The organism is Nocardia sp. NBC_01730 (genome assembly GCF_035920445.1).
GTDB lineage: Bacteria > Actinomycetota > Actinomycetes > Mycobacteriales > Mycobacteriaceae > Nocardia.
The window spans coordinates 8,428,474-8,445,362 of sequence record NZ_CP109162.1; the positions used below are offsets into that span (position 1 = coordinate 8,428,474).

General features: G+C 68.6%; 19 protein-coding genes. 12 read left to right on the forward strand and 7 right to left on the reverse strand.

Annotated elements, in window-relative coordinates:
• The first annotated feature begins 59 nt into the window (after nt 1-59).
• Entirely contained in the window at nt 60-584 is a 525-nt protein-coding gene (locus tag OHB12_RS34790) for an NlpC/P60 family protein (protein ID WP_327114543.1), read from the forward strand.
• Nucleotides 585-723: 139 nt separating this feature from the next.
• Here the strand turns inward: OHB12_RS34790 and OHB12_RS34795 are convergent, their stop codons facing one another.
• Nucleotides 724-1,119: a hypothetical protein gene (locus OHB12_RS34795; RefSeq protein WP_327114545.1), complete on the reverse strand. Its 396-nt coding sequence runs from the start codon at nt 1,117-1,119 to the stop codon at nt 724-726.
• A gap of 153 nt (nt 1,120-1,272) precedes the next feature.
• The gene (locus OHB12_RS34800) at nt 1,273-2,160 is read right to left on the reverse strand and encodes a UTP--glucose-1-phosphate uridylyltransferase (protein WP_327114547.1); all 888 of its coding nucleotides are present in this window, start codon (nt 2,158-2,160) and stop codon (nt 1,273-1,275) included.
• A 255-nt stretch (nt 2,161-2,415) separates the two neighbouring features.
• On the opposite strand from OHB12_RS34800, the gene OHB12_RS34805 reads away from it, so the two are divergent.
• The 3 genes from OHB12_RS34805 to OHB12_RS34815 all read left to right on the forward strand — a co-directional run bounded on the left by OHB12_RS34805 (nt 2,416) and on the right by OHB12_RS34815 (nt 4,726).
• Complete coding sequence (locus OHB12_RS34805; protein WP_327114549.1) at nt 2,416-2,625, forward strand: hypothetical protein; 210 nt, start codon at nt 2,416-2,418, stop codon at nt 2,623-2,625.
• Entirely contained in the window at nt 2,622-4,028 is a 1,407-nt protein-coding gene (locus OHB12_RS34810) for a DNA polymerase IV (RefSeq protein ID WP_327114551.1), read from the forward strand. Before OHB12_RS34805 ends, OHB12_RS34810 begins: the two co-directional genes overlap by 4 nt.
• A 197-nt stretch (nt 4,029-4,225) precedes the next feature.
• Nucleotides 4,226-4,726, forward strand: a complete 501-nt coding sequence (locus OHB12_RS34815) for a hypothetical protein (protein WP_327114552.1) — start codon at nt 4,226-4,228, stop codon at nt 4,724-4,726.
• A gap of 239 nt (nt 4,727-4,965) precedes the next feature.
• Here the strand turns inward: OHB12_RS34815 and OHB12_RS34820 are convergent, their stop codons facing one another.
• Together OHB12_RS34820 and rarD are read right to left on the reverse strand one after the other, a co-directional pair.
• Nucleotides 4,966-5,475: a PaaI family thioesterase gene (locus OHB12_RS34820; protein WP_327114553.1), complete on the reverse strand. Its 510-nt coding sequence runs from the start codon at nt 5,473-5,475 to the stop codon at nt 4,966-4,968.
• A 222-nt stretch (nt 5,476-5,697) separates the two neighbouring features.
• Nucleotides 5,698-6,618: an EamA family transporter RarD gene (rarD, locus tag OHB12_RS34825; RefSeq protein ID WP_327121755.1), complete on the reverse strand. Its 921-nt coding sequence runs from the start codon at nt 6,616-6,618 to the stop codon at nt 5,698-5,700.
• Between the two features lie 32 nt (nt 6,619-6,650).
• Between rarD and OHB12_RS34830 the strand changes: the two genes are divergently transcribed.
• The 4 genes from OHB12_RS34830 to OHB12_RS34845 all read left to right on the forward strand — a co-directional run bounded on the left by OHB12_RS34830 (nt 6,651) and on the right by OHB12_RS34845 (nt 11,405).
• Nucleotides 6,651-9,089 carry an HAD-IC family P-type ATPase gene (locus OHB12_RS34830; protein ID WP_327114554.1) on the forward strand — a complete coding sequence of 813 codons (2,439 nt, stop codon included), beginning with the start codon at nt 6,651-6,653 and terminating at the stop codon, nt 9,087-9,089.
• Nucleotides 9,090-9,152: 63 nt separating this feature from the next.
• On the forward strand, nt 9,153-9,971 hold the full coding sequence (locus tag OHB12_RS34835) for a PhzF family phenazine biosynthesis protein (RefSeq protein ID WP_327114555.1): 819 nt from the start codon (nt 9,153-9,155) through the stop codon (nt 9,969-9,971).
• A gap of 178 nt (nt 9,972-10,149) precedes the next feature.
• Nucleotides 10,150-10,440 (forward strand): hypothetical protein, encoded by a 291-nt coding sequence (locus tag OHB12_RS34840; protein ID WP_327114557.1) that lies wholly within the window; start codon nt 10,150-10,152, stop codon nt 10,438-10,440.
• A gap of 8 nt (nt 10,441-10,448) precedes the next feature.
• A complete protein-coding gene (locus OHB12_RS34845; RefSeq protein ID WP_327114559.1) occupies nt 10,449-11,405 on the forward strand; it encodes an alpha/beta hydrolase family protein in 957 nt (318 codons plus the stop codon).
• Nucleotides 11,406-11,417: 12 nt separating this feature from the next.
• On the opposite strand, the gene OHB12_RS34850 is transcribed toward OHB12_RS34845, so the two are convergent.
• Genes OHB12_RS34850 through lspA form a run of 3 tightly spaced genes read right to left on the reverse strand, consistent with a single transcriptional unit; the run spans nt 11,418 to nt 13,595 of the window.
• Complete coding sequence (locus tag OHB12_RS34850; RefSeq protein WP_327114561.1) at nt 11,418-12,083, reverse strand: hypothetical protein; 666 nt, start codon at nt 12,081-12,083, stop codon at nt 11,418-11,420.
• Entirely contained in the window at nt 12,076-13,002 is a 927-nt protein-coding gene (locus OHB12_RS34855) for an RluA family pseudouridine synthase (RefSeq protein WP_327114563.1), read from the reverse strand. The genes OHB12_RS34850 and OHB12_RS34855 overlap by 8 nt, the downstream gene beginning before the upstream one ends.
• Complete coding sequence (gene lspA, locus OHB12_RS34860; protein ID WP_327114565.1) at nt 12,999-13,595, reverse strand: signal peptidase II; 597 nt, start codon at nt 13,593-13,595, stop codon at nt 12,999-13,001. The genes OHB12_RS34855 and lspA overlap by 4 nt, the downstream gene beginning before the upstream one ends.
• 177 nt (nt 13,596-13,772) lie before the next feature.
• Here lspA and OHB12_RS34865 point away from each other — a divergent pair, with 177 nt between their 5' ends.
• The 4 genes from OHB12_RS34865 (at nt 13,773) to OHB12_RS34880 (ending at nt 16,367) form a co-directional block, all read left to right on the forward strand.
• On the forward strand, nt 13,773-14,663 hold the full coding sequence (locus OHB12_RS34865; protein ID WP_442800165.1) for a hypothetical protein: 891 nt from the start codon (nt 13,773-13,775) through the stop codon (nt 14,661-14,663).
• On the forward strand, nt 14,651-15,385 hold the full coding sequence (locus tag OHB12_RS34870; RefSeq protein ID WP_327114569.1) for a hypothetical protein: 735 nt from the start codon (nt 14,651-14,653) through the stop codon (nt 15,383-15,385). The genes OHB12_RS34865 and OHB12_RS34870 overlap by 13 nt, the downstream gene beginning before the upstream one ends.
• 80 nt (nt 15,386-15,465) lie before the next feature.
• Nucleotides 15,466-15,927 (forward strand): VOC family protein, encoded by a 462-nt coding sequence (locus tag OHB12_RS34875; RefSeq protein WP_327114571.1) that lies wholly within the window; start codon nt 15,466-15,468, stop codon nt 15,925-15,927.
• A gap of 257 nt (nt 15,928-16,184) precedes the next feature.
• The gene (locus OHB12_RS34880) at nt 16,185-16,367 is read left to right on the forward strand and encodes a hypothetical protein (protein WP_327114573.1); all 183 of its coding nucleotides are present in this window, start codon (nt 16,185-16,187) and stop codon (nt 16,365-16,367) included.
• Nucleotides 16,368-16,889: the final 522 nt, after the last annotated feature.

Consider the following 16,889-nt stretch of genomic DNA (forward strand, 5'->3'; position numbering starts at 1 on the left):
GCGTTAGCCGGGGCCGTCGGACGGCGGCCCGTCAGCAAGGCCGACGGAAGGGCGAGCACGTGACAAGGAAATTGCTGCGCCGCGTTGTACTCGGATTCTTGGTATCTACCCTCGCGACATTCGTCCTCGCCGGACCGGTCTGGTCCGACACCGGCAGTGCCTCCGGTAGCGGGCCCAGCGGCGGTTCCGGTTCGGGATCCGGCAGTGCCAGCGGCTCGGCCGCGCTGCCGGTGCCCAGCTATTACGGCCTCGGCGCGCTGGCGGCGGCCGTGACACAGATCGGAAAGCCCTACCAATGGGGCGGCACGGGGCCGTTCGCCTGGGACTGCTCGGGCCTGGTCCAGTGGGCCTATCGTCAGGTCGGGGTCAACTTGCCGCGCACAACCTGGCAGCAGGCGAGGGCGGGCGTGTCGGTCCCACGCAGCGCCCTCTCGATCGGCGACGTGGTGGTGCTGAACAGCGACGGCTCACACGTCGGTATCTACGCGGGCCTCGGCCAGGTGCTCAACGCGTACGACTGGGGAGTGCCGGTCGGCTTCACGCCGCTCAAGCAGTTCGACATCTACGCCATCCGCCGCTTCTGAGCACACCGTGCAGGCGGAACACGGTGTCGCTCAACGGAAGTCGGCGTCATCCGGACCGAGTGTTGGTTGGCCGGCACGAGAACGACCCGGACCCGCCACAGGTGCGGATCGGGGCCGTATGCGTGGCGCCGCATGCGGTTCAGTCGAACTGGATGACCCCCTGGCATCCGCTGCCCGCGCTCCCGGACCACGGGGGCGACACCACCTGGAATGGGAGCGGCCCCGGCTGGTTCACGCCGAGGTCCACTCGGGTCACTGTCCAGTAGAAGGTGTCCGGCAGCGGCAGCTGGACGTCCTTGTCCGGGATCGCCAGCGCCGCCCCGGTTGTCGGGTTTCCCGCGGTCACCACGTCGAGGATGACACGCGTTCCCGCCTTCGCCTGGATGACGGTCTTGCTGCAGTTGCCGTTGGCGAAGCCCAGCTGCACTGTTTGCTGCTCGGCCGCCGCGGGGCCCGCTGCGGCCGAGATCAGGGCTATTGCGGCCCCGCCGGTCATGGCCAGGTGACGCACACAACGACTCGGAATCATGCTCACGAACGCACCTCTCTGCTCGAACAGGAACGTGGAGAAACAGCGAGCTCCGGATCGGCGACGAGAAGCAATGCGTGGTGTAACCAGCGTCGCCGATCGCAATCGGCGACAGCATAGCCGTAAGCTATAGGATGCGGCTGGGCGCGGGGGTGTCCGTCAGTTGCCGAGGTCTGCGGCGAGCTTGCGCAGCAGCGGTCCGTACTGCGGATGCGCCAGCGCCGAGGCGAATTGCGCGACCAGGTAGTCGGCCGGATTGCCGGTGTCGTACCAGCGGCCCCGGATCACCTGGCCGAACACCGGGTTGTCCGCGGCATACACGTTGATCGCGTCGGTCAGGTACACCTCGCCGGTGCGGTGCTCGTACCACGCGTCGGTCTGGATGCGCAGTTCCTCGATGATGCCGGGCGTGACCACGTAGCCGCCGATCGCGGCGAAATCCGACGGCGCGTCCTTCGGCTTCGGCTTCTCCCGCAGCCCGGTGATGCGCAGCAGACCGCTGCCGTGGTCGTCGGCCACCACCGGAACGCCGTAGCGCTGTGATTCGGCGGGGTCCATCGGCATCAGTGCGAGTACCGGGGCTCCTGTGGCTTCGTAGGCGTCGATGAGCTGCTGGGCGCGCGGTACCTCGGCGACGAACACGTCGTCCGGCCACAGCACGAGCATCGGCTCGTCGCCGAGGTTGCGGGCGGCGTTGAGCACCGGGGTGCCGTTGCCGTACGGGCCGTGCTGATCGAGGTAGGTGATGTGGCCGAGCCGGGACAGCTCACCGACCTCCTCGACCGCGTCGGCGAAGGCAGGTTTTCCGTCCGCGCGGAGCTGGGCCACCAATGCCGGGTTCGGACGGAAGTGGTCCTGGATCAATGATTTTCCGCCGCTGACCACGATGGTGATGTCGGTGATGCCCGAGGCGACCAGCTCACGGACCGTGTGCTCGATCACCGGCTGGTCGCCGACCGGCAGCATCTCTTTGGGGATGGCCTTGGTCAGCGGGAGCAGCCGGGAGCCGATACCGGCGGCCGGGATGACGGCCTTACGGATCTTCATGCGTTCGATCATCACATACCGCGGCGCGTCACAAGCTCGGTCCCCGCGGTTCGTCGGCGGTTCATCGATACTGATTAGTACATCGTTCGGTGTGTCAAAAGAGCAGATCAGGGCCATTTCGTCGAGGAAGGTGGCGGCAGGCGGCACGCTCTGGCGTGCGCTGGTTCCGACAGGGAACAAGCAGCTAGCGCACAGCCATCGGACAGCGTCGCCGCATGTCGGGATCTGTCGGTGGCCGGGCGTACATTGCTCGCCGTGAGCACCGACAAGGCGACCGCCGCCGGGATCGTCGAGCGCCTGGCCGGGCCTGTGGTCCGAGTAGGGGGCGCGTTCGGCGAGCAAGGCCGGCGCGGCGACGACAAGCTGGTCGGCCTGATCGCGGACATCATGTCGTTCGGGCGGCGCATCGCCCTGTCACGCCCCCGGATTCCCGGGTTCGGACAACATGCGGCGAAACCTCGGTGAGCGGGCAGCATCCGCCTGTGCTCGCCGACGCGGATACCGCGGCGCGGCGATGGGTTCTGCACATCGATATGGACGCGTTCTTCGCGTCGGTCGAACAGCTGACGCGACCGACGCTGCGCGGCCGTCCCGTCCTGGTCGGCGGTACCGGCGGACGCGGCGTCGTGGCCGGAGCCAGCTATGAGGCCAGGGTCTTCGGTGCCCGCTCGGCGATGCCGATGCATCAGGCGCGCAGGCTCGTCGGCGTGACCGCGGTGGTGGTGCCGCCGCGCGGCGCGGTCTACAGCGTGCTGAGCGGCCAGGTCTTCGACGCGCTGCGCAGCCGGATTCCGGTGCTGGAGACGCTGTCGTTCGACGAGGCGTTCGGCGAGCCCGCCGAGTTGGCGGGCGCAACGGTGGCGCGGGTGTACGAGTTCTGCGCGGAACTGCGCGCGTTGGTGCGCGAGCGCACCGGGCTGACCGCATCGGTCGGCGCTGGCATGGGAAAGCAGCTGGCAAAGATCGGCTCCGGGCTGGCCAAACCCGATGGGATTCGGGTGATTTCGCCGGTCGAGCAGCAGCGGTTGCTCGCCGGGCTTCCGGTGCGCAAGCTGTGGGGGATCGGGCCGGTCGCGCAGAGCAGGCTGCGCTCGTTGGGCATCGAGACCGTGGGTGCTTTTGCCGCACTGCCGGAATCGGAGGCGGTGTCGATTCTCGGCGGCAGTGTCGGCGCGGCCCTGCACCGGCTGGCGCGCGGCATCGATGACCGTCCGGTCGCCGAGCGTGCCGAGGCCAAGCAGATCAGCGCGGAGACCACCTATGAGACCGACATCGTCACCCTGGCCCAGTTGCGCCCGGCCATCGAGGACATGGCCGCCGCCGCGCACCGGCGCCTGGCCGGTGACGGACGCGCGGCCCGCACCGTGGTGCTCAAGCTGAAGAAATCCGACATGAGCGTCGTCACCCGCTCCTACACGCTGCCCTACGCGACCGAGGACTTGGCGGCTCTCGCCGCCGCCGCGCAGCGTTCGGCGCTGGACCCACAAGAGCTGGGTCCGATCCGGCTGGTCGGGGTGAGCTACGGCGGCCTGTCGACGGTCCGCCAGGAATCGTTGTTCCCGGAACTCGACCGAGGTCCAGTTGCCGAGATCGCCGAGGAGCAGCCGGAAGCCGCCGAGCCCCCGCGATTCGACGACACGGTTGGTGCGTCGCAAGCCGTCGCCGCGCCCACACTGCCGGTCAGCGTCTGGCATCCAGGCATGGACGTGACGCATCCCGAGCACGGCCACGGCTGGGTGCAGGGCGCTGGGCTCGGGGTGGTGACCGTCCGCTTCGAAACCCGTTCGACCGGACCGGGTCCCGCGCGCACCTTCGCCGCCGCCGACGCCGCGCTCGCCCGGGCCGACCCCTTGGACAGTCTGCTCTGACAAACGCCCGCGACGGCTCGACATTGCCCGGTCGGACGCGTACGTTCGCTGCCGACGACATCCGTCTGTCCCGTGTGGATCTCGGCGGTGGTTTCCGCCGCCGGGTAGCCTGGGGCCTCGTGCAGCGCCGCCGGTTCGGGTGACGGCTGCCATGGTGGAACACGACACGGACCTACTCGAACGTAAAGGACGAGCAGTTGAAGCTTCGTAAGACTGGACGCATCGCGATCGCAGGCCTTGCCATCGTCGCCGCGCTTGGCATGACCGCCTGCGGCAGCGACGACAAGGACAGCAAGCCCGCCGCCAAGACGTCGACCAGCGCCAAGGCGTCGGCGGCCGCGAGCGCGAACCTGCCGCCGGTCCCCACCGTCGCGGAGCTGAACACCGCCATGACGCGGGCACTGGACCCGTCGGTGCCCGCCTCGGAGAAGCTGGACAACGTCCAAGGCGCCGAAACCGATCCGACGCTGCCGGACCGGCTGTCGCAGGCCGTGTCCGGCGCCGACGTGAAGATCGAGGTCACCGACGTGACCTCGTTCGGCGACAGCGTGAACGCCAAGGCCAAGTTCACTCTGAACGGCCAGGACAACATTGTCGAGGTGCCGTTCGTCGCCGACAACGGCAAGTGGAAGATCCAGAAGGCATGGGCCTGCACAATGCTGACCAACCTGGGCCAGCAGTCGGCCGCCTGCGGCTGATTCGCTCGACAGGTCGGGCCGGCCGCCGGGATCTGCCCCGGTCGCCGGCCCGTCGTCGTCGCACGGCCGACCATCCGACCTCATCGCCCGCTCCGGGCGGGCACGGCTGTCGTTCCGGGCTGTCCTGATCGAAATTTCCTGTGCGACCGGGAATATGTCTTGTCCAGCCGGGCAGCGCGGCCTGGACCGATCCGAACGTGAAGCTTGCCAGCTCTGCGATCCGGGGCCGGCGGCACCGCCTACTGAATTATCCGCAGGATCGCGCACGTCGAGTTGGCGTGCGCGTAGAGGTCGCCGTCTGTGACGCCGAGGAGGCGAGCCTCCGCGCTGGCGGTGGTGGGCCCCACGTGGATCGCGGTGCCTTCGCAGCGCAGGGTTCGGGTGTCGATGCGCACAGGGCGCAGCACATGGATGCCGATCTGGACGGAGGTGGATCTCGTGGCGCCGGGCAGCCTCGTCATCACCGCGGCGGCGAGTGCCGATTCCAGCAGGGCGGTCACGAAGCCGCCGTGCACGCTGCCCATCGGATCGAGCAGGTGATCGCCCGGCTCGCCCTCGAACACCACCGTCCCGTCGCCGACCTGTACCAGCCGGAAGCCGAGCGTGCTCATGATCGGGGCCTCCGGGAACCGTCCGTCGAGCGCTTCCTGCAAGATCTCACGGCCGGTCATGTGCTCGATGTCGGGCGTCGCTTCAGGACGTGGCCGCCAGGAGTGTGTGCGGGGGTGGAGAGGTTGCGGTGCTGCCATGGGTCGACGCTACGAGTGTCGCGGAGCGAGCAAAAGCGTCGGATCCGACACGTTTGCTCTAATCCCCGACATCACGCTGGCGGAAAATAGCCGCATCGGGATCGGCCCGGCCGGCCGGTGGTGCTCGAGCGATCGGCCGGGTCGCTGTGGGAGACCGACCGGAGAGCCAGGAGCGCAGGTTTCGGAAGCGGCTGGCGCGTTCTCGCACCCGGGTGCGCGTGGTCAGGCGTTGGCCGGTGGTTGCGGGACGGCGACTGGCTTCCTGCGCACACGCCGGGCGCGCAGGAGGGCGTCGGTGGTGAAAATCGCCAGTGCGACCCAGATCAGCGCGAAACCCGTCCAGCGGGAGGCGGGCATCGGTTCGTGCGCGACGGCGACGCCCCAGACCATCTGCAGGGCGGGGGTGAGATATTGCAGCAGGCCCATGGTGGACAGCGGAACCCGTTGGGCCGCAACCGCGAACAGCAGCAGTGGCACGAGGGTGACCGGGCCGGTGGACATCATCAGTGCGGCATGTCCCGCGCTGGAACCGAATTCACTGCGCCCGGTGGCCACGAGCGCGATCACGAACGCCAGCGCGAACGGTGCGGCGACCACCCCCTCCGCGGCGATGCCGCGCAACGCGTCCAGCGGGATCACCTTCTTCACCAGGCCGTAGGTGGCGAATGAGCAGGCCAATGCCAACGCGATGACGGGAGGTCTGCCGTAGTCGATGGTGAGCACCGTCACCGCGGTCGCGCCGAGGGCCAGCGCAGCCCACTGAGCTCGTGCCAGCCGCTCGCGGAAGATCACGACGCCGAACGCGACCGTGACCAGCGGGTTGATGAAGTACCCGAGCGCGCACTCCACGACGTGTCCGGAGGTGACACCGTAGACGTACACCCCCCAGTTGAGCGCGATCGCGGTCGAAGCGACCGCAGCCAGCCGCCAGACCCGCCCGCTGATGTCGCGTAGCTCGCGTCGTCGCCCGCTCGCCGCGAGCACCGTGAGCACCACGACCAGCGTCCACAGGATTCGCTGGGCCACAACCTCGCCCGCGCGGGCGAACGCCAGCAACCCGAAGAACGCGGGGAACAGACCCCACAGGAAGAATGCGCTTGTTCCGAACGTCACACCGGGGATAGACCTGCTTTGCCGCACCATGACGAACGTAGTTGTCACGTAGCCTTGCGGTCATGTCGATTACCGTGCAGGCTTCGGGCGCCACCGGACTTACCACGGCGGAGGTCGAACAGCGGCGCCGTGACGGCCGCACCAACGACGTGCCCGATCGTGCGAGCCGCTCGGTCCGCGACATCATCCGCGCGAACGTCTTCACCCGGATCAACGCCATCCTCGGCGTCCTGTTCATCCTGGTGCTCGCGACCGGCTCGATCATCGACGGTATGTTCGGCCTGCTGATCGTCGCCAACAGCGCGGTCGGCATCATCCAGGAGATCCGCGCCAAACGCACCTTGGACCGGCTGGCCATCGTCAGTCAGGCCAAGCCGACCGTGCGCCGCGACGGCGCGGCCGTCGAGATCGCGCCGCGCGAGGTGGTACTCGACGACCTGATCGAGCTCGGCCCCGGTGACCAGATCGTCGTGGACGGCACCGTCGAGGAATCCGCGCAGCTCGAGGTGGACGAATCGCTGCTCACCGGTGAGGCCGATTCGATCGACAAGGCGGTCGGCGCCACAGTGCTGTCGGGCAGCTATGTGGTCTCCGGGTCCGGCGCCTACCGGGCAACCAAGGTCGGCAAGGACGCCTACGCGGCGCAACTGGCCGAGGAGGCGAGCAAGTTCACCCTGGTGCACTCCGAGCTGCGCACCGGCATCGACAAGATCCTGAAGTTCATCACCTACCTGCTCATTCCCGCCGGCTTGCTGAGCATCTACAACCAGCTGGTCTCCAGCAAGGAGTCGTGGCGGCCCGCGGTCACCGGCATGGTTGCCGCACTCGTGCCGATGGTGCCCGAAGGGCTGGTGCTGATGACCTCGATCGCGTTCGCGGTCGGCGTCGTGCGACTGGGTCGGCGTCAGTGCCTCGTCCAGGAGCTGCCCGCCATCGAGGGCTTGGCCCGTGTCGACGTGGTCTGCGCGGACAAGACCGGCACGCTGACCGAGAACGGGATGCGGCTGTCGGACATCAAGACGCTCGAGTCCTTCGACGACACCGAGGTCCGCACCGCGCTGGCCGCGCTGGCAGCCGACGATCCGCGTCCGAACGCCAGCGTGCAGGCGATCGCGGAGGCGCTGCCGGACGGCCCCGGCTGGCAGCGGACGGCCGTGGCGCCGTTCTCCTCGGCCAAGAAGTGGAGCGGCTGCTCCTATGGTGCGCACGGCGACTGGCTGCTCGGCGCGCCGGACGTGTTGCTCGACGCCGGCTCCGAGGATGCGCGCGTAGCCGAGGAGCTCGGTTCCTCCGGTTTGCGCATCCTGCTACTGGCTCGCGGCGACCGTCCGGTGGACGCACCGGACGCCCCGGGTGCGGTGCGGCCCGCCGCTTTGGTCGTGCTCGAGCAGAAGGTCAGGGCCGACGCCCGCGACACCCTCGAATACTTTGCGAGCCAAGATGTTTCCATCAAGGTGATCTCCGGCGACAACGCCGTGTCGGTCGGCGCGGTGGCCTCCTCGCTGGACCTGGCGGGCGGCGACCACGCCATCGATGCGCGCGAGCTGCCCGAGGACCGCGACCAGCTGGCCGACGTGCTGGCGCGCAGCACCACTTTCGGCCGGGTTCGCCCGGACCAGAAGCGCGCCATGGTTTCGGCACTGCAATCGCGCGGGCACACCGTGGCGATGACCGGTGACGGCGTGAACGACGTTCTGGCGCTGAAGGATTCCGATATCGGTGTCGCGATGGGCTCGGGCAGCCCTGCTACTCGCGCGGTCGCTCAGATCGTCCTGCTGGACAACAGATTCGCCACGCTGCCCTACGTGGTCGGCGAGGGGCGCCGGGTGATCGGCAACATCGAGCGGGTCTCGAACCTGTTCCTCACCAAGACTGTCTACTCCGTGCTGCTCGCGTTCCTGGTCGGCCTCGCTGGCGTCGGCTCACAGATCTTCGACTACGCGCCGATCGGTTATCCGTTCCTGCCGCGCCACGTCACGATCGCGGCCTGGTTCACCATCGGCATCCCGGCGTTCATCCTCTCGCTCGCGCCGAACAACGAGCGCGCCCGCACGGGGTTCGTCGCGCGCGTGATGCGACTGGCCATCCCGTCGGGCGTTGTGATCGGCGTGGCCACCTTCGTCGCCTATCTGATCGCCTACGCCGGTCCGCACGCCGGCGAGGAGCAGAAGATCCAGGCGGGCACTACCGCGCTCATCACGCTGATCATGATCGCGGTGTGGGTGCTGGCCATCGTGGCGCGGCCGTACGTGTGGTGGAAGGTCTTGTTGCTCGCGGCGTCCGTCGCGGCCTACGTCTTCCTGTTCACGGTTCCGTTCACCCGGGAGTTCTTCAAACTCGATCCCTCCAACGTCGCGTTGACGGGCGCCGCGGTGGTCTGCGGCGTGGTCGGCATCGTGCTCGTCGAGGCCGCTTGGTGGGTGAGCGCGGCCATGTTGGGGGAGCGGCGGCAACTTTTCCCGAGCTCACCGGGCGGGGCGCCCGACCAACTGGACGCCTGATTCGCGGCGCCGCGAGAACCCTTGTGCGAGGCGGTCATTCAGGGTTGGGGTACCTTCTCGACTATGGAGGTACTGCTGCACCAGATCGACGCGTTTGCCGACGCACCGTTCTCGGGCAACCCGGCCGCGGTGATGCCGCTCTTGTCGTGGCTCCCAGATGCGTTGCTGCAACATCTGGCCGAGGAGAACAACCTCGCCGAAACCGCCTTCTACACCTCGCAATTACCTCCCGAGGCGGGTGCGGCGCCTGGCGACTGGCCCGCCTTCCACCTCCGCTGGTTCACGCCGACGGTAGAGGTGGCCATGTGCGGGCACGCCACCTTGGCCTGTGCCGCCCAGATTCTGGCCGACGTGCACCCAGGGGCCGACCGGGTGAGCTTCTTCACGCGTAGCGGCTGGCTGCACGTCGACCGCACCGACGACGACGAGTTCGTCCTCGATCTGCCGGTCGTGCGCAGCATCGCGGTGCGGCCCGATCCGGCGCTCGTCGCGGCGCTCGGGGTGCGCCCGGTGCGGGCGTACTCCGGCACGGACGAGGTGATCGTCGTCGCGACCGAACAGGAGGTCCGCGCTGCCGCGCCGGTGCTCTCCGCCTTTCCGGCGCTGCCGCGCGCCGCGATCGTCACCGCCCCCGGTGATTCGGCCGACTTCGTCTCCCGGGTCTTCGCCCCGGGCGCGGGCATACCCGAAGACCCGGTGACCGGATCGGCGCATGCCCAACTGGTTCCGCTGTGGAGCGAGCACTTGGGGCGCACGGAACTGCACGCCCGACAGCTATCCCGCCGTGGCGGAACCCTGCGCTGCGAACTCGTCGACGACCGCGTCCGACTGCTCGGCCGCTGCCGCCGCTATCTCGACGGGGTCGTCACTCTGCCGGACTGACATCCGGTCCGCGTGGCCGTAGTGCTCGTTCCGTCGGCGACGACGGTCGTGGAATCGGTGGTCGTGAGACTGGTCGCACTGGAACGGATGGACGCGGAGCCGACGCCGGCATGATGGTGGCACGAGCCGCTCGCCGGGGTGCCGCGTTCTCCTGTGCCGCTTGGCTATTCGAGTTCCGGTGGCGGCGCTGAGCCGCGACGCCTTCGCGATGCTGTCCAGCACGTCACCGCCGCCCACGAGCCTGGTGGTCCCTCGGCAGGTCGGAATCACCCTGGTCGCCGATCGGAAACAGGATAGGGCTCAGCAGGTACTGTGCTCGTCCCGGCGCGGCCTCGTTGGCCAGCACGGGTGCGATGACCGCGCGCATACCCTCGATCAGCGCGTCGACCTCGTCCGTGCGGAGCCAGACCGCGTGCTGCCGGTACCCGACCAGGTCGCGGAAGGGTTCGGCGTCGTCGCGGTCCAGTAGGCCTGCGTTTGGCGCCGGACACCGGCACGGGGTGGCAGCCTCCGCCCTACGCCGACCCGAGTGCTTTTGCCGAGCATGACGTCACTGTCGGTTCCGGCGCACTCGCGGTCGCGGGAACGATGAGCCTTCCGCGGCATCGCGACGCCGTGCCCGCGGTCGTCCTACTCAGCGGAGGAGGGCCGTTCGACCGCGACGAGACCAGCGGTCCGAACAAGCCGATCAAGGACATCGCCTGGGGGCTGGCCTCCCTCGGCATTGCGACGCTGCGGTTCGACAAGGTGACCTGGACGCGCCACGGGGTGGCCGGCGATCCCGGATTCACCATGACCGAGGAGTATGTGCCGCACGCGATGTCGGCGATCCGCCTGCTGCGCGAGCGGCCGGAGGTGGATGCCGGGCGCGTCTTCGTCCTCGGCCACAGCATGGGTGGCAAGGTCGCGCCGCGCGTCGCGGCCGCCGAACCGGCCGTCGCCGGGCTGGTGATCATGGCGGGCGACGCCCAGCCGATGCACCATGAGGCGGTGCGCGTCACCCGGTATCTCGCGTCCCTCGATCCGAGCCCGCAGGCCGCGGCCAGGGCGGCGGCAATGGCTCGCCTGGCCGCGGTGGTGGACCGCCCCGGGCTTTCGCCGGCGACGCCGCGCGCCGAGCTGCCGCTCGGCCTCTCCGGCGGGTACTGGCTGGATCTGCTCGGCTACCAACCGGTTTCGACGGCCGCCGCGCTGCCGACACCGCTGCTGCTGCTCCAGGGTGGGCGCGACTACCAGGTGACGCTCGCCGACGACTTCGCTCGCTGGAGGTCCGGGCTCACCGACCACCCCGACGTAACCTTCCGGGTGTACCCGGACGACGACCATCTGTTCTTCCCCGGGACCGGTCCGCCCACGCCCGCGGACTACGAAGCAGCGCAGCACGTCGACCCAGCGGTGCTCACCGACGTCGCGGAGTGCCTGATGAGGCGCTGAGAGGCCGGCGCGTCACCGGTCCGGGACCGGCCCGTCGTCGGGGCCGGGCAGCACCACGTCGAGGTAGTCGGGCAGGAGCGGGACCACCGCGAAACGGCCTGCCAGCGCGTCGGCGGGAAGTGCCTGGACGGCGCGGATGCCATTCTGGGAGGCGAGGTTTCGCAGCGCCGTCAGCGGCCCGCGGGCGACGAGGCCGACCACGCACGCACAGCCTGCGCGTAGCCGTGCGGCGGAGACGCCGACTATGCGGCCGGAGCGGTTGTCGGAAGGACGCGGGAGCAGCCAGGCCGCGTACCCTGCCGAATCCACGGCCGCGCCGACGTCTTCCGGGACGGGCACGGCGACGAGGGGTGTCTGGACCCGGGGAATCGGCACCCGATACAGCACCTGCGCGACGCGCAGGCCAACGGTGTAGTCCGGAATCCGTTCCGGCCCCAAGGGTTCGGTGAACGACAGCAGTGCCCAGTGCTGATCGCCGTCGGATCCGGTCAGCGAATCCCGCGCCCGCGCGAGGTAGTCCGCCACCTGCTCACCTCGGTCCGGCCCGAGCCGGTCGGTGAACACCCCGGCCTTGCGCGGCGGATTCAGCACACCGAGCGCGACGATCAGCACGACCAGCGCGACGGCCGCCGCGGCGAGGGCGATGCCACGCCGCGGCAGCGCGCGCCGGTCAGGCATTGCGCAGGACGTCCAAGGCGTGCCGCAGGTCGTCCGGGTACTCGCTGGTGATCTCCAGATAGCGGCCGTCCGCGGGATGCTGGAATCCCAGCGAGCGGGCGTGCAGCCATTGCCGTTCCAGCCCGAGCCGCTGGGCAAGGCGCGGGTCAGCACCGTAGGTGAGGTCGCCACAGCAAGGATGGCGGATCGCGGAGAAATGCACCCGGATCTGATGGGTGCGGCCGGTCTCCAGGTGGACGTCGAGCAGGCTCGCCGACTGGAACGCCTCAACCGTGTCGTAGTGCGTGATACTCGGGCGGCCGTCGGCGGTGACCGCGAACTTCCAGTCGTTGCCGCGGGCCCGGCCGATCGGGGCGTCGATGGTGCCGCTGCTCGGATCCGGATGTCCCTGCACCAGCGCGTGATACCGCTTGTCGATGGTGCGCTGCTTGAACGCGCGCTTGAGCACCGTGTACGCGTGCTCGGACTGCGCGACCACCATCACCCCGGAGGTGCCGACGTCGAGGCGGTGCACGATGCCCTGCCGCTCATGGGCGCCCGAGGTGGAGATGCGGTATCCGGCCGCGGCCAGCCCGCCAACCACGGTCGGCCCGCTCCAGCCGACACCGGTGTGCGCGGCTACGCCGACCGGCTTGTCCACCGCGACGATGTCGTCGTCGGCGTAGAGGATCTTCATGCCCTCCACCGGTTCGGCCTCGATCGTCAACTCCCGCTCGGGTTCCGGGAACATCACCTCGAGCCATGCGCCCGCCGCGAGCCGGTCGGACTTGCCCGCGGCCACGCCGTCGAGCTGCACCGAGCCTTCTTCGGCGAGCGTCGCCACAGCGGTGCGGGACAGGCCGAGCAGCCGGGACAGTCCCGCGTCGACGCGCATACCGTCGAGCCCGTCGGGCACCGGCATGGTTCTGGTCTCCCTCATGCCGCGCTCTCCCCGCCGCTGTGCTCGGCGCCGCGGCCGACCCGGGTCCCGTTCGGCTCGAAACCGAACACGGTGAGCACCACGAGCAGGATCGCGCCGCACACGATCGAGGAGTCGGCCACGTTGAATACCGGCCACCAGCCGATCGCGACGAAGTCGACCACGTGCCCCTGCAGCGGGCCGGGCGCGCGGAACAGCCGGTCCACCAAATTGCCGAGCGCGCCGCCGAGCACCATGCCGAGGCCGATCGCCCACCACAGCGAGCGCAGGGTGCGGCCGATGCGGACCACCCCGATCACGACGGCGGCGGCGACCAGGGTCAGCAGCCAGGTCATGCCCGTCGCCATGGAAAAGGCCGCGCCGGGATTGCGTACCAGGCTCAGTCGCGCGAAGTCGCCGATGATCGGTACCGGATCGCCCGGCGTCAGCTTCGCGACCGCGACGGTCTTGGTGAGCAGATCCAGGCCGAGCAGGACCGCGGCGATGACGAGCAAGGTCCGCAGGCGCTGCGGCGAAATCGCTGGGGTCGTCGGATCAGCGGTGTTTGCTGGGCTCTCCTCGGGCGGCGGGTCATCACTCACGACGACTATCATCTCTCGAGCGCGATCCGGGCCGGTGCGCGAGTCCGATTGCCGCGCTTCTCCGGGCGGTTCGTGGTCGCGCGCGGCGCGCGGACCAGATGTCCCAGCTGACACTCAGGAAGCGGTCGTACGCTGTTGCTCGTGACGGTGTTGTCTCCCCCCCGGATCGCGCGTTCGGGTGTGCTTCTCATGGTGTTCGCGCTCGGGCTCTCCGCGTTCGGTGTCGGTTGCGGCGATGGCGCCGAATCGCGCAGCGAGACCGAAGGCACCGAGCCGCTGGGGATCGGCAAGGAAGTGACCGTGCCGATTCCGGCCGCGGTGACCACAGTCCTCTCCACGGGAGAGGAGCCGCGCTCGCTGCTGCGCCCGGACTACCCGGCGGGCACCGTGCAGCGGGTGACGTTGCACACCGCGCACCGGATCGAACAGCAGATCAACGAGCAGCCGATGCGCGACTTCTCGACGCCCGCGCTGACCATCCCGATGACCGCGCAGACCACCACCGAGGGCATCGATCTGACCCTCGGCACCGTCACCTCCCCGGACCCGACGCTGGCCAAGGCGCTCACCAACATCGGCGGCTCGCACGCGGGCTTCGACCTCAGCGATCTCGGGGCGATCACCGCGCTGCGGCTCGAGCCGTCGCCGGATACCTCCAACACCGCACGCTCTGCCCTGGAGCAGGCTTTCTATCAGGCGGTCTACCGCTCGATCGCGTTCCCCGACCAGCCGGTCGGCGAGGGCGCGGTGTGGACGGTGCGTCAAGAGGTCACCGGCGGCGTCACGCTCGACCAGGTGACCACCGCTACGCTGACCAAGCGTGACGGCGAACGGCTCACCATCGAGCTGAACGTCACCCAGAAGCCGAAGTCTCCGGCGTGGAACCTGCCCAACAACGCGGGAACCCTGGACATCCGGGACTACGTCATGCAGGGCGCCGGCACCATCACGGTCGACCTCGGCTTGCCGCTTCCGGTATCGGGGTCCATCACCGTCGGCGGCCACCAGGCCTATCGCGATCCGCGCAGCGACAGCATGTTGCAGCAGACGATCGATACGCAGGTGTCGTGGACCGAGTGATCCGGGTGTGCGGCCTGCTGCTCGCGGCCGCGTCCATCGCGCTCGCCGCGGGATGCGGGTCCGCGGAGCCCGCCGCACCCGAACCGGCCGAGCTGCCGCCGCTGGGCCCCGCGGTCGCCGCGGCCCCGGTGACCGCGGTACCCGAATCCGACCCGGAGCGGTTGCGGGGCCTGCTGCTCGGCGGTGCGAACCTGCCGCCGAATTTCACTGCCTTGCCGCCGCGCGCCGACGTGCCCGAGGGCGCAGGCGACGCCGCTTCTGCACCGACGAATCCGGCGGAGTGCGCGAAAGTGCTCACCCCGCTGGCCACACTGCGTCCTGGCGCGCTCGCCCAGGCGTCCATTCAATACGCGGGGCCTAATTTCTCGAGTATCGATATCGATGCGGCGAGTTATCCGAGCGAGGCACTGGCCGAGGTGTTTTCGGACGTGCAGGCGATGCTGCGCCGCTGCACGCACTATTCCGGAGCGGACGCCACCGACATCCCGGTGGATTATCAGGTCGGCGGGCTCGCTCAGCCGCCCGCGGGCGACGCGGCCACCGCCTTCCAGGTGCGCACGAGCAGCGACGGCATGATGCTCAGCTCATCGGTGGCGATCGTGCAGGTCGGCGGCACGCTGGCGCAGGTCGCGGTGACCGCGACGGAGCCGGTGGACCCCGGCGTGCTCAGCGACCTCACAACCGCCCAGGTGCGTCGGCTGCAGGGTGTCGCAGGGCCCTGATTCCGACGATCCTGCCTACTGCGCGGGTGCCGAGAATAAGCTCGACATGGTCCGACACAACGCCTCGAGCGGAGGTTCCCATGTCTGATGTTAAACCCGTTCCCGACGGATATCCGGTGGTTTCGCCGGGACTCGCGATCGACGGTGCGGCGGCCGCGATCGATTTTTACAAGAACATATTCGGCGCCACCGAGCGAATGCGCATGCCGGGCCCGGACGGCAAGATCGCGCATTGCGAGCTGATGTTCGGCAATTCCGTCGTCATGCTCGGCGACCCGGCCCCCGATATGGGCTTCTTGGACCCGAAGACGGTCGGTGGCACTCCCGTCAACCTCTACGTGTACGTCGAGGACGCCGACGCCGCCTTCGCCGCGGCGCTGGCCGCGGGCGCCAGCGAACTCACGCCGATGACCACCCAGTTCTACGGCGATCGCAGCGGCGCCTTCGAGGACCCGTGGGGGCACCGCTGGACCGTGGCCACGCACGTCGAGGACGTGCCGCCCGACGAGATGGACCGGCGGATGACCGAGCTGTTCGGCTGAGCCGGTTCCTCGTTCCTCTGGGGCATCCGGCGACAATCGAAACCGAAACACTGCGCACTTCGGGAGAATCGCCACTGCCACCGACCCATGCCATGGAAGTGACATGCGCCACCTACGGTTTCGCGCGAAAGCCGCCGAACTGATATAGGTCGTACGGAAACCGGCGTCCTGTTAACGGATCGATCACACCCTGCGATTTACCTACCGATTGGCCAGATCCGCAATCGATCGGCACATTCCGCGATGGAGGTTTCCTCATGCTTGTCAATTTTCTGAACCGGCTGGTCAACACCTTGGGTGACGAGGGTTATCCGGATGCTGGGGCGTCGGGTTTCAAGGCCGTTGCGCCTGATGAAGACGAGGCCTTGCTCCGAAAGGAATCGGAGTTCCAAAAGAACTTACTGACCAGGACCACCGCCCGCGTGATCATTGGCTTGTAACGGACTACCACGACCGGCGATTTCGTTACCGATTAGTCACACAGGCAATAATCGGTCGGCATACGCCGCCACGGAGGTTTGGAATGCTCACCTATGCTCTGAATTGCCTGTGGGGCAACGTTTTCTCTGGTAGATCCGGCTATCGGGCCGCGACTGGCGCCCTGCCGTTCGGCAGCTGACCGTCACCGAGTCCGCAGCAGGAGTGGTTGAACCCAGAGTCGGTGGTATCCGTGTAAACGCAGGGCCCAACTCGTGCTGTGTCTCGCACAAGAGGTGCCCGCGGTGAAAACTTGCCGTCAATACGGAATTCGCGCAGATATCGAACGGATCGACAATCCAGATGCACCGCCTGGGTGCGACAGGATAAAACCGTCGGCCACTGGAACGTCGCGGCAGCGGCGTCCCGTCCCGCAGTGCGGGTAATAATCTGTCTTCTGCAACCGCTACCGAAATATCGTCATGGCCGGACTGTGTCTCGATATTTCAGCGAGTCCATAGCATCCTGCGAATTCGGTCACCGGT

Coding starts and splice junctions, on each gene's coding strand:
- OHB12_RS34800 (WP_327114547.1), bottom strand. CDS start 2,160: ATGAAGATCCGTAAGGCCGTCATCCCGGCCGCCGGTATCGGCTCCCGG.
- OHB12_RS34820 (WP_327114553.1), bottom strand. CDS start 5,475: ATGGCAGCACCGCAACCTCTCCACCCCCGCACACACTCCTGGCGGCCA.
- rarD (WP_327121755.1), bottom strand. CDS start 6,618: ATGGTGCGGCAAAGCAGGTCTATCCCCGGTGTGACGTTCGGAACAAGC.
- OHB12_RS34830 (WP_327114554.1), top strand. CDS start 6,651: ATGTCGATTACCGTGCAGGCTTCGGGCGCCACCGGACTTACCACGGCG.
- OHB12_RS34835 (WP_327114555.1), top strand. CDS start 9,153: ATGGAGGTACTGCTGCACCAGATCGACGCGTTTGCCGACGCACCGTTC.
- OHB12_RS34850 (WP_327114561.1), bottom strand. CDS start 12,083: ATGCCTGACCGGCGCGCGCTGCCGCGGCGTGGCATCGCCCTCGCCGCG.
- OHB12_RS34855 (WP_327114563.1), bottom strand. CDS start 13,002: ATGAGGGAGACCAGAACCATGCCGGTGCCCGACGGGCTCGACGGTATG.
- lspA (WP_327114565.1), bottom strand. CDS start 13,595: ATGATAGTCGTCGTGAGTGATGACCCGCCGCCCGAGGAGAGCCCAGCA.
- OHB12_RS34865 (WP_442800165.1), top strand. CDS start 13,773: ATGGTGTTCGCGCTCGGGCTCTCCGCGTTCGGTGTCGGTTGCGGCGAT.
- OHB12_RS34875 (WP_327114571.1), top strand. CDS start 15,466: ATGTCTGATGTTAAACCCGTTCCCGACGGATATCCGGTGGTTTCGCCG.
- OHB12_RS34880 (WP_327114573.1), top strand. CDS start 16,185: ATGCTTGTCAATTTTCTGAACCGGCTGGTCAACACCTTGGGTGACGAG.